The sequence below is a fragment of the Snodgrassella alvi genome (assembly GCF_002777425.1).
Lineage (GTDB): Bacteria > Pseudomonadota > Gammaproteobacteria > Burkholderiales > Neisseriaceae > Snodgrassella > Snodgrassella alvi_B.
Genome location: NZ_MDVC01000051.1, coordinates 1 through 12,613 on the forward strand (window position 1 = coordinate 1; position 12,613 = coordinate 12,613).

Consider the following 12,613-nt stretch of genomic DNA (forward strand, 5'->3'; position numbering starts at 1 on the left):
AGAGTATTTAAATAAATAATTATTTTAATAAAATATAGTGATAAATGATTAATAAAATAGTAATTTGAATATAAATTATTTCTGTGTTATATACATAGTTTATAATATATAGAATTTTAACTTTTAGTTAAAATGAATAACACCAATCAAAACCTTATTTCTAACACTCTCTAGGCTGATAAGATTTCTGCAATTTTAAAAAGCAGGTTATGACATAACATAATTTGTATAGTAATGATATTTTTTGTTTCTGAGATTAGTAATCTATAAAAAAATAAACTTAAATCAGAATTGCTCTCTTCAAGTTAAATCTATTTATGTAGCTATTACTAGCTAATATTCTATTATTTTGCTTACCATAATTAGTTATTATGAAAGAAAATACTGGAATAGTGATTATAATTATTTATGGACGCACTCTAAATAAGTGCTAAATTATTTATATTTAATTTTAGTAGAATTTTTTAGCTACTACGGTTAAGCATCTTTATGCTAACATTTATAATCAATGATTCAATTAATATTGAAGCATAATAATTTTTTATATCTATCTATAGATGTCCTCTAATATAACCTTTTTTGATCAATAGTAGTTATTGTACAGCATCAAACAGGCTGTATTCCTTATTTGCAGAATAAGTTGTAATTTTTCTTGAATTTGTCTGTTTGAATGGGATAACTGTAGGCATTTTCTGCAACAAATTGAACATAAAAATATGTCAGATTGATTTATCTTTCCTAGATACATGCAATATAGTTAACTTGAATTTAACTAACTGTCTATCCAATTTGTTGCAAAAACGCGGCTATACAACATTTGCCATTCATGGATCTACTAGAAGTTTCTATGATTGTGCTGTCTGGTATCCTGCTATTGGGTTCCAACATCGGCAATTTGGGGAAGATATGTCGCAGTCTCCACGGTGTTCTCCATTTAATGGGTGTGTGTGATACTGCCATTTTTGCAGATGTAAAAAAAATGTTGCTGCGAAAGCCGAAGACATTCGTATACTGGATGACTTTAACAACACATTTTCCTTATGCTGAACAGGATATACACAACAGCAGATTAGACTGTCAGCAGTATGGCCTTAATCAAGGTAGTAAGTCTTGCCGCAATAATGTATTACACGCACAATTTTTTGATCAGTTAGCTCAATGGGTAAGTGATCCGCAAATGAAAGGAGTTGAAGTAGTCATTATTGGAGACCATATGCCTCCGATGTTTGATGTAGCTGAGCAAAATACTGTATATAATGAGCATACTGTGTCATGGTTACATTTTAAAATAAAATAATTATCTGCAAAGTCTGTTTAGAAAAACAGGAAAATTTTAGTTTGTAGTGATGCTGCAATTACTAATTGCATATTTCGAATAGTTTTCAGCACTACTCCCATGGGGTTCAATACGGCATGTCCATGTGCCACCTTCTGAACGCTCCAGATTAATAATTGTTCCATTTATTGCAGCGGAAACATTATTACCTAAAGTTGCACTTAGACCTCTGACAGTATTCTGATCAGAAATAAAGTGTAGGCTGGATAAAATATTGGAATCAATATTATTGCTGTCCACACCAATAAATTCATAAAGCTTTCCATTTACATACTGACCATCCAGAGATCTGCTCATGGTTGGTACATTGCCAGTGGCAATAATGGTATCGATAGCTGTGGTTGAGGCTTTAAGTTCATAATAGGCTCGGGTGAGCTGGGCTTTAGTGACATTATTCTGATATGACGGAACGACGATTGCTGCAAGGATACCGATGATAGCCACTACAATCAATAGCTCAATTAATGTAAAACCCGTCTGGATATTTGTTCCTGCTTGGTAATTGTCTGGATATTTCATAGTTGAATTAATTATAAATAAAGCAAAAATTTAAGCAATATATATGCCATAATTTTAAATTTGTATAAATAATGTAATAGATTAATATAACTATCTATGTAATATGAGTTTTTACTTTATAAGCTCTCAGGCGAAAGTTATAAAGCTATTTATATAACTATTCAACAGGCATGAAGATGATAGATAAATTATATTTATGATGAGTAATTTGAATGTTATTAATAACTATTTATATTAGAAATCAGATAATTATTTTTCATATATAAATATCAATAAATAATTATCTGATTCTTGTTTATAATTTGTAAATTATATTATATATATGTTTTGCCATGCGTTGGCTTGCTCCCTGATGTTGCTGAATAAAAGTTTCTGCACTATCCGACATGCGTTGCCTTTGTTGCGGATTGGCAAGTAAAGCCAGGGTTGTGGATGCCCACTCATCGGCTGACTGAATTTGCTGTGCAGCGCCGGCTGCAACTGCTTTGGGGGCAGCATCGGCAAAGTTATAGGTAGATGGACCAAACAGGGTAGGGAGTTTGCAGGCAATGGGCTCAACAATGTTATGGCAGCCACTATCAACCAGACTGCCGCCTACAAAAGCAATATCGGCACACAGGTAGTAGGCAAAGAGTTCGCCGATACTGTCGCCAATCCATATTTGCGTTTTTTCTGCAATATCCTGATTATCACTGCGTTTCTGGGTAATAAAATTCAATTTTTCGGCATATTCGCAAGCTGGCTGAAAACGTTCTGTGTGGCGGGGGATGATTACCAGCAAAGTATTGCCAAACTTTTGTTTCGCCCATGCGTCCAGCAGTAATTGTACTTCGTCAGTACCGTGGTAAAAACGGGTGCTGGCGCAAACTACTACTGGCCGGTTGCCAATGCGCTGTTTAAATGTCTGTGCCAATGCATATATGTCTGCTGGCGGCGATATATCGTATTTGGTATTGCCGCAGACCTGTATATTGGTGACACCAATTTTATTTAACCGCCGGGCATCGGCATCGGTTTGTGCATAGCAACCGGTCAGCGTAGCCAGTGGTGGTGCAACCAGTGAGCGCACTTTCAGATAACCGTGCAGAGATTTTTCTGATAAACGTGCATTGGCCATAAACAGGGGGATATGATTCCGGGCACAGACACTGATCAGATTAGGCCAGATTTCTGTTTCCATTAAAACACCGAATAAAGGCTGGTGTTCGCGGATAAACTGGCTAACCCATGATTTTTTATCGTAGGGCAGATAGCGGCATTGTGCTTCTGGGAAAAAATGTTGTACGGTAGCCCGGCCGGTAGGCGTGGTTTGGGTCATTAGCAGCGGTGTATCTGGAAAAAAACCTTGCAGGGCGCGGATAAATTGTAACGAAGCGCGGGTTTCACCCACAGAAACCACGTGAATCCAGATTGCATGTTTTACCGGGTTTGGATAGGGCTTGCCAAAACGTTCAGGCCAGTTGAGTGCATAAGCTGGTGCCAGCTTGGATCGCCGGCGCAGATATCTGCGTAAAAAAGGTGGGGCGAGTAGCCATAAAAATTGATATAAATGGTTCAGGAGCATATGCATTAACTGTAGAAGCCTATTTCACGGCGATTATAAATTAAAAATCCGGCTTGATTAACGACAATCATTGGTGAGCAGTATAACCAGCAGCGCAAATATATTGGTGGATGGGCTGCTATCAAGATGCAGGCTTGTTTGTTTGTGCTTACGCTTCTGCCATATCCAGTGCCTGACGGATATTCACTTCAACAATACGCGATACCCCTTTTTCCTGCATGGTTACGCCTACCAGTTGCTCAGCCATTTCCATGGTTAGGCGGTTATGCGAAATATAGACAAACTGGGTTTGTGCCGACATTTGTTGTACCAGATTACAGAAGCGGCTGGTATTGGCATCATCCAGCGGTGCATCTACCTCATCCAGCAGACAGAATGGTGCCGGATTAAGGCTGAATAGGGCAAACACTAGACTCATGGCGGTTAGAGCTTTCTCACCACCGGAAAGCAGATGAATGGTGCTGTTTTTCTTGCCGGGCGGGCGTGCCATGATGGATACGCCAGCGCTGAGTAAATCATCGCCCACCATATCCAGTCGCGCTTCACCACCGCCAAACAGGGTAGGGAAATAGCTTTGTACTTTTTCGTTTACTGCATCAAAGGTGGTTTTAAAGCGGGTTTTGGTTTCTTCATCAATGGTACTGATGGCCTCTTCCAGCAGGGCAATGGCTGCCTGTACATCAGTTGTCTGTTTCTGATAATACTCGGCGCGCTCGTGCGCTTCTTCCAGTTCCTGTAATGCAGCCAGATTAACTGCACCCAGTGCGTTGATTTTCTGTGCCAGTGCGGCGATTTGCTGGCTTAGCTCCGGTGCTGCCTGAGCTGACTGGGCAAACTGCTCAGCCAATGCATCCAGATTGGCATTATTCTGCTGGAGAGTTTCATGAAAGCGTCTGGCATTGAGCAAGGCTTCCTGTTGCTGTAGCAGGGCTGTCTGGGTATCAGCCTGTAACTGCGGTAAGCGGCTATTGAGGGTATGCTGTTGCTGCTGCGCCTGTTGTAGTTGCTGCTGAAGCTGCTGAAGCTGTTGCTGTGCGGCTGCACACCGCTCACTGGCCACATCAATCTGCGCATTCAGCTCCTCGGTTTGCAGGGTCTGCTCATCGTCCATTTCCTGCTCAGCAATACCCAGAGCCAGCTCACTCTGGCGTTTCTGCCAGCGTTCGGTGTCGCGGGCAATGCGCTGGCGTTCCTGAGTGGCACTCTGGATACACTGTTGCAGACGCACAATGGCCATTTCCACCAGCCCCTGCTGCCGTCGTGCTTCCAGTAAGGCTAGCTGGCTTTGTTTTAATGTCTGCTGCTGATTCTGCTGGCTGGCAGTGTGATCCTGTAACTGCGGGCGCAACTGCTCAATAGCCAGAGTCAGATTTTCTGCATCGGCTTGAGTCTGTTGCTGCACCTGCTGCTGTTGGGTCATTTCGCTGCTTATCTGCGCGCTTTCCTGCTGAATATGCTCACACCGTAACTGCCCCTGACTGGTGCGTGCCAGTAATTCAGTGGCCTGTGCTGAGGCGGTTTGCCAGCGCTGTTGCTGCTGTTTCAGTTGCTGCTGGCATTGATTTAGCTGGGCTTCGGTATTTTCCAGATTGCGCTGTGCCAGTTGCATCGCTTCAGCTGCCTGTTGTAATGGTTTTTCCAGCTCAGCCAGTGCCTGCTGCTGCTCATGCAGTTGCTGCTGTTGTTGCAGTAGGCTGATGCCATTATCTTCGGTATATAAAGTGACACTAACCGCATCAACACAGTGACCTTCCGGTGTGATAATTAGCTGATGTGGCTGTAAGTCAGTTTGCAAAAGCAGGGCAGCTTGCAGTGTTTCAGCACACCATACCTGCCCAAGCCAATAATGTATGGCCTGCGTAAAAGGTGCCTGTACTTCTATATACTGCAACAAGGCATTAGTAGCGGGGGGCTGTTTTTCTGCTTCACCAGCCTGATTCACCCATACTGTTGTCTGTTCGGGCAGGGTATCGGCCAGCATTAACTGTTTTGTATATTGTGCCTGTAGTTTATAGCCGAGAATCACGCTGGTAGCGTGCTGCCATGCCGGTGCAACCTGCATATGCTGCCATAGCAAGGGAATATCTGTATCAGTAACGCCTGCTACGCTGCTGCGCTCAGCCTGCGGGAGCATGGCGGTCAATATTTCTATCTGTGTGCTTAGTGTGAGCTGCTGTTTGTCTAGTTGCCTGTGCTGTTGCTGTGCCAGAATAAGCGCTTGCTGTGCGCTTTCACGTTGCTGTTCATATTGCAGCAGGTTTTCTTCCAGTGTGGACACGACCTGCTCCAGCTCCGCCACAGTTTCCTGCGTATGTTGCAGTTCTTCGTTTTGCGGTAAGGCCAGTTGTGCCAGTTCTTCTTCCAGACGCTGCTGGCGTTGCTGCAACTGGGTGATGCTGCCAGTAGCATGCTGATGCTGCTGTTGCTTAATCGCCAGCTCACGCTCCAGCCGCGCCAGCTCATTTTGCTGATTCTGGCGGGTGCGTTCACCCTGATGTGCCAGTTCTTCCAGCTCAGGCATGCGCGCTTCATGCTCAGCTGCCTGTAGTGCCCATTCTTCGCGCTGTAATTGTTGCTCTTCCAGTTGCATAGTAGCTGTTTCGAGCTGTTCCTGCTGCTGCTGGTCTTCATTATGCAGCCGTTGCAGTTCGGTTTGAGCCTGTGCCTGCTCACGTGCAATGCGCTGCTGCCAGTCACGCCGGTGGCGAATTTGTTCTTCCAGTCGTGCCCATTGTTCACGCAGGCCGGCGCGCTGCATTTCTGCCTCGCGTACCTGCTGCTGTTGTTGTTGCTCCTGCTGGCGTAATTGTTGCAGCGTTTCTTCCAGTGCCTCTAATTGCTGCTGGAGCGTTTCCTGTGCACTGCCATGCTGCTGATACAGAATCGTAGCATTGTCGGCCTGATGCAGTGCCTGTTGCCACTGGCTGTAATCAAATAAATCCTGTTTATCAGCTATCTGGGCTTTCAGCTCCTGATAGCGTCGGGCAGTATTGGCCTGCCGCTGCAACTTTTCTACCTGACGATCCAGCTCACTTTGTAAATCGGCCAGTCGTTGTAAATGCTCGCGCGTATCGGCCAGCCGGTTTTCAGTTTCACGTCGGCGTTCCTTGTATTTGGATACACCGGCGGCTTCTTCAATATGAGCGCGCAGTTCTTCCGGCCGCGCTTCAATAATGCGCGAAATCATACCCTGCTCAATCACCGCATAGCCACGGGCGCCTACACCAGTGCCAAGAAACAGGTCGGTAATATCGCGACGGCGCACAACCTGGTTATTAATGTAATAAGTGGAATCACCCTGACGAGTAAGCTGGCGTTTTATCGCCACTTCGGCATATTGTCCCCATGCGCCTTGAAGCTGGCCATCACTGTTATCAAACACCAGTTCCACACTGGCGCGCGGAGCCGGACGGCGGGTATTGGCGCCATTGAAAATCACGTCCTGCATGCTTTCACCGCGCAGTTGTCTGGCCGAAGCTTCACCCAGCACCCAGCGTACCGCATCTATCACATTGCTTTTACCACAGCCATTCGGCCCGATGACAGCAACCAGCCTGCCCGGTACCGCAATCGTAGTGGGGTCAACAAATGATTTAAAGCCGGAAAGCTTGATGTGAGTTAGACGCATAGCAACAATAAACGCAGGCAAAAGTGCCAAAAAGCGACTATTTTAGCCGGTTTTAAACAAAAAGACAGTTTTAGTTATAAGGTATAACAGTTTGTCACACTTCAATATGGCTAATCACGAGCGGCCTTAATCGTTGCTATTGGCACAGCCGTGTTTATTCAGCCCGTCAATAATGGCACAGTTAGGTGAGTCATTACCACCGCAGCGCTTATACCAGTTTTCCAGCGTATCCTTCATACTGTTCAAATCAGTGATTTTTTGGTTCAGGCGCTGAATATGCTCGCCAACCAGCGCCTTGACATTCGCACTGGCACGCTGCGGATTATTGCGTAACGCCAGTAACTCGGCAATTTGTGCCAGTGAAAAATCCACTTCACGTGCATGTTTAATAAAACACAAAGTAGCAATATCTGCTTCGCTGTAACTGCGGTAACCATTGCGCTGACGCAGCGGCCGGATTAAACCGGCGGCTTCATAATCCCGGATTGTCTTACTGGATAAACCGGATAATTTTTCTGCTGTACTAATATTCATAGCGCATTAAGAAAATACTGTAAATCCGAATTAAAATTTGACTCTATCACAGCGTTAAGGTTTAAGCTTTATTTTGTAGATTTTTGATTCAACCCAAACCATAAGGAGGCAAAAATGCAAATGGTTCAGTTCAAAATTGACGGCATGAGCTGCGAAGGCTGTGCCAAAAGTGTCACAGCAGCACTACAGGGCAGCCCGGGCGTAGAAACAGTGGCGGTTAATTTTGCCACCAGCATTGCCGATATTGGCTTTGATGACAGCCTTACCAGTGTAGATACCCTTAAAGCTGCTGTAGAGGCAGCCGGCTTTGATGTAGTTTAGCCATTAGGCAGTACGGTTGCTCAGGCCAAGGACAGGACAATGAACGAAAATCAGCATACAACCGCTAACACAACCGCAACAGCGCGCTTTGCCATTGAAGGCATGGACTGTCAGGCTTGTGCCAACCGCATTGAAAAAGTATTGCGCCGGCAACAGGGCATTATTGCCGCTGATGTTAATTTTGCTAGCGATGAATTACAAGCCCGTTTTGACAGCAACCTTATAAGTACAAACGATATCGTGCAGATGGTGGCTAAGACCGGTTTTAAGGCTATACCAGCCAGCAGTAGCAATATCGAAGCACTGGCCGATGCCTCGTCTGGTAAGCATACCCGCATATCATGGCGATTAGCCGTAATCTGGCTAATTGCCATTCCATTTATTATTGGCATGCTGGGCATGTTACTGGGGCAGCAGTGGATGCTGCCACCATTATGGCAGTTTATTCTGGCATCCATTATCCAGCTTGGCTTCGCATGGCCGTTTTACAATAGCGCCATCAAATCCCTACAAGGCGGCGTAGCCAATATGGATGTACTTGTGTCTCTGGGCACAATAGCCATCTGGCTTTACTCCAGCGTAATGCTGTTTAACCAGCATAATCATGCACACCAGTATATTTATTTTGAAGCCAGCGTAATGGTGATTGCCTTTGTATCGCTGGGTAAATATCTCGAACAGCGCACCAAAAAACAAAGTCTCAACAGCATGAGCATGCTGCTGCAACTTACCCCAAAAATGGTACGCAAACAAACGGCTAATGGTTGGCAGCAAGTACCGCTGAGCCAGATACAGGCGGGCGATATCCTGCAAACCAACGCCGGCAATCGCATTGCAGCCGATGGCATCGTATCCAGTGGCCAAGCGTGGTGTGACGAAAGCTATCTCACCGGCGAATCCAAACCATTATTAAAACAGACTGGTGATAAAGTACTGGCCGGCGCGCTGCTTAGTAACGGCAGCATTACCTATCAGACACAAACCCTTGGCAGCCAAACCCTGCTGGGCGATATGATGCAGGCACTGGCACAGGCGCAGGGCAGCAAAGCACCAATCGCGCGGCTGGCCGACAAAGTATCCATGGTATTTGTGCCCACAGTAGTTGCCATCGCCGTATTAACCTTTATCCTCAACTACTGGCTTAGCAGCGATTTTAACCAAGCAATAACCCGTGGCGTAGCCGTACTGGTTATTGCCTGTCCATGTGCACTGGGGCTGGCCACACCCGCAGCCATGATGGTGGGCATGGGACGCTCAGCACGTTATGGCGTATGGTTTAAAGATGCCGCCTCACTTGAGCGCAGCAGCCAGGTAACTACCGTTGTGCTGGATAAAACCGGCACCCTTACCAATGGCAAACCACAGATTGTTGCACAATGGTGCGCTCCCGACAGTAACTTTAATAGCCAGAAAATTCTGCAACTGGCCGCTGCCGTAGAACAGCTTACTACCCACCCACTGGCACAGGCCATCATACAGGCAGCGCAACAGCAGCAACTGCCTGCATTAACTGCCAGTCACAGCCATAGTGATATCGGGCAGGGAACACAGGCACAGATAGCTGGTTACGGCAATATCAAAGTGGGCAATCCGGCCTATTGCGGTTGCAGCATCCCGCAGGAGCTGATGGAACAAGAAGTCTGGCAGATTGCCAGCATCGTAGTCGTGGCCATCAATGAAAAAATAGCCGGTGCATTTGCCATAGCAGATGCACTAAAAGAAGATAGCGTCAGCGCTATTCAGCGTCTACAGCGACACCATATCGACACCCAAATCATGAGTGGTGACCAGCACAGCGTAGTCGAACACATCGCCAAACAACTGGGCATCAGCCATTATCAGGCACAAATGAATCCGCGCGCCAAAGCAGAAGCAGTACACCTGCTGATGCAGCAGGGCAAAGTAGTTGCCATGATTGGCGATGGCATTAACGACGCGCCAGCACTGGCCGCAGCCGACGTTAGCTTTGCCATGTATGGCGGCGCAGATGTCGCCACCAATACCGCTTCTGCCACCCTGATGCGCCATTCCGTAACCCAAGTAGCCGATGCCCTTGCCTTAGCCCATGCCACCGTACGCGTGGTTAAACAAAACCTGTTTTTTGCTTTTTTCTACAATATTCTTGGTATCCCGCTAGCCGCCATTGGCTGGCTTAGCCCGGTTATCGCCGGCGCAGCTATGGCGATGAGCTCCATCTCAGTATTACTCAATGCTTTGCGATTGCGTAAAAGCAGATTGATTTGACCATACACATATTCTTTCTGGCTGCTGGCAGACAGGCATATAGTCTGCCAGCAGCCAGTTATCTATAAATCACCAAAGCGCTGTCTATAAAACAAGCCAGATTTTAACCAGATAAATTTTTACTAATATTTCTGATACAAAGATTTAGCCTAAAAGTAAATTCTGATAAATGTTTTTATATATAAGAAAATATAATATAATTTAATTAAATTAGAATTAAAGTTATAGAAGCTATATTAAATCAACCTGACATATTCATGGCCAAAGTGAACGTTTAATTCAGAAGAGGAAAGAATGACTACATACGGGCTTAAACTTACAACACGTATTGGATTGTTTCTTACAGCTTATACACCGATGTTTCTATGCCTCTCAATCTGGCAATTTTGCGAATATAGCAACTATCTGAGCTGGACTAGCTGGAGTGCAGACTATATCACTCATACTTATATGCACTATTTTGGCTTGGCTACCATTCTGTTATTTCTTGCAGTGATTGGTAGCCTTAATACTTATTCTTATCTGAAAAAACTAAGCTATAAAAAAGAGTATTTCCAGAATAAAATAACAATTTTGCAGATAAAAAAAACAATCATAGCTGATCCCCCAAGATTAATACTTATTTTTATTTTGTATAGTGAAATTTTTAACAATACAAAATCAAAGTTAGCATCTAATCTTTGTTTTGCATTAGTATTGATACTTTTATTTTATTACTGGCTATTGATCAAAAAAGCCCCAAAAGATGTTCAAACAGATACAGAAATTAAATCAGAAAGAAAACATATACCGTGGATATATCGGCTATGGCAAAAAAAACCTGAAAAAGAACATGAAAAAAAATCAAAATTTGAGCGAAAAATAGACAGTTGGGAATTTGTATATCTAATATCATATGCTGTATCTACACTACTATTTTTATGGTCTTTAAATGCAAAATACATGTTTATGTATGTAATTGGTATGTTGGGAATAATGCTGATTTATTGTCATAGCAAAATGCTGTTAATCAATCCTGTACTTTTTTCAAAATATAATCTTTTTCAGGTCAAATATATAGATAGTAGGACAGGTATAGAAGGCACTCGTTTACTAATAACTACTAAAACTAATCTGAAAGAAAAAGACATTGTATATATAGAAGATATCAGTAGTGAAATAGCCTATATTCCGTCGGGTAGCGGATTTGATAACCGGCATAATTCAGATATGTGCAAATAAATAGTAGATTTCTTAATGATAAATTGCTGCATAACCTTTTACGCATAAGAAGCATACTATTGAAAACAAATTAATACGAATCCATTAGCTGTATAAATCACCAGTATTCAATATGGTAGCATTATCAGCTTATTGACACATCCATAATTAAACCGCAAAATATCTTTGCTGCGTTCAATAGCGCGGCCAGTTTTGACAGGCTGTTTTAGTATGACGGACAACACCGCCAATATTTTATTGCGTGGCTTGATTGTCTGATTTCCGTGCCATGGGTACGCTTTATATAGTGAACCATGGCAGAAGGTTTTTTGCCTACGGTTCATACTGCCTGTCAGTCGATTTTTTCTTATGCTTGTCAGTATGTAAGTAGGCTTTTCAAAATTAATAGAATGAAAGGCTATCAACATGAAAGCAATCCAGCAGCTTGTCCAATGCTGTAAACTTCCGCATCTATCACTACTATCCCAATTACAACCAATTGCAAGTAAAACCAAAAATAAAGCAAGTCAATGCTTGGCTGCTAGCCAAACCATACAACAGCAAATATCATCATTGTGCCAAATAGTAAACCAATGCCGAGGTGCACAATGAATCAGCAACAATTTATTGCCGCCAGCCTAAGCAACAGCCCCGCCTTGCTGCTCGAACAGGCCAGAGAACTGGCCATTATTCAGGACAAAAAACACAGCCCCTCAGAAAAAGCTCAAATGCTCAAACAGCATGAGCTTAACACCATCATCGAATATTGTGAGAGTACCAGCTGCAATATTGATTTTCTTACCAGCACATTAGGCAAACTCCTGCTTGAACGCCTGCATATCCCCAGCCAAACCTTGCTGCTGGAGAATCAGGACATGCTTCAATTTGCCGGCATACTCAATACGCTGCTTGCCAGCCTGAAAACCAGTATTAGTACTATTGAAAACAGCAGCAAGGTTATTGTTGGTTGTTATCGTTAAGATACTTGTAGTTTGAATAAAAATGCCTATTTCTTTTTTAGTTATAGGCATCTATTTAAATTAGAATATATATAATATTACGTTTTCTTGGAATAATGAGATATTAAATTATAGGTATATGTCCATATTTAATAATTTTTTAGCCTTTATAAATTCAGATGATTTCAAAATTTTTTCTTCATCTAATTCAATCACATTAGCTTTTTCCTTGAAGCAATTAATTTCTTTACAATCCATTGCACATAAAATAAGTTGAGCTTGAGGTGGAATTGTATTAATAAGAAAAT

Annotated in this window: 9 protein-coding genes; 5 read left to right on the top strand and 4 right to left on the bottom strand. The window is 43.5% G+C overall.

All coding sequences use genetic code 11. The features are described from left to right. The first annotated feature begins 937 nt into the window (after positions 1–937). The gene (locus tag BGI33_RS03625; RefSeq protein ID WP_144235358.1) at positions 938–1,297 is read left to right on the top strand and encodes a sulfatase; all 360 of its coding nucleotides are present in this window, start codon (positions 938–940) and stop codon (positions 1,295–1,297) included. Positions 1,298–1,333: 36 nt separating this feature from the next. Here BGI33_RS03625 and BGI33_RS03630 read toward each other — a convergent pair whose 3' ends face one another. From BGI33_RS03630 to BGI33_RS03645, 4 genes are all read right to left on the bottom strand, one after another. Next, a complete protein-coding gene (locus BGI33_RS03630; protein WP_100089977.1) occupies positions 1,334–1,855 on the bottom strand; it encodes a pilin in 522 nt (173 codons plus the stop codon). A gap of 295 nt (positions 1,856–2,150) precedes the next feature. Beyond that, on the bottom strand, positions 2,151–3,419 hold the full coding sequence (gene waaA / locus BGI33_RS03635; RefSeq protein ID WP_100089986.1) for a lipid IV(A) 3-deoxy-D-manno-octulosonic acid transferase: 1,269 nt from the start codon (positions 3,417–3,419) through the stop codon (positions 2,151–2,153). A gap of 148 nt (positions 3,420–3,567) precedes the next feature. Beyond that, a complete protein-coding gene (gene smc, locus BGI33_RS03640; protein ID WP_100089978.1) occupies positions 3,568–7,047 on the bottom strand; it encodes a chromosome segregation protein SMC in 3,480 nt (1,159 codons plus the stop codon). A gap of 126 nt (positions 7,048–7,173) precedes the next feature. Beyond that, complete coding sequence (locus tag BGI33_RS03645; protein ID WP_100089979.1) at positions 7,174–7,581, bottom strand: MerR family DNA-binding protein; 408 nt, start codon at positions 7,579–7,581, stop codon at positions 7,174–7,176. Between the two features lie 120 nt (positions 7,582–7,701). Here BGI33_RS03645 and BGI33_RS03650 point away from each other — a divergent pair, with 120 nt between their 5' ends. From BGI33_RS03650 to BGI33_RS03675, 4 genes are all read left to right on the top strand, one after another. Beyond that, a complete protein-coding gene (locus BGI33_RS03650) occupies positions 7,702–7,902 on the top strand; it encodes a heavy-metal-associated domain-containing protein (protein ID WP_257380414.1) in 201 nt (66 codons plus the stop codon). A gap of 39 nt (positions 7,903–7,941) precedes the next feature. Further along, positions 7,942–10,146 carry a heavy metal translocating P-type ATPase gene (locus BGI33_RS03655; protein ID WP_100089981.1) on the top strand — a complete coding sequence of 735 codons (2,205 nt, stop codon included), beginning with the start codon at positions 7,942–7,944 and terminating at the stop codon, positions 10,144–10,146. Between the two features lie 294 nt (positions 10,147–10,440). Then, positions 10,441–11,367 carry a hypothetical protein gene (locus BGI33_RS03660; protein ID WP_144235359.1) on the top strand — a complete coding sequence of 309 codons (927 nt, stop codon included), beginning with the start codon at positions 10,441–10,443 and terminating at the stop codon, positions 11,365–11,367. A gap of 587 nt (positions 11,368–11,954) precedes the next feature. Continuing rightward, positions 11,955–12,326: a hypothetical protein gene (locus BGI33_RS03675; protein ID WP_100089985.1), complete on the top strand. Its 372-nt coding sequence runs from the start codon at positions 11,955–11,957 to the stop codon at positions 12,324–12,326. Positions 12,327–12,613: the final 287 nt, after the last annotated feature.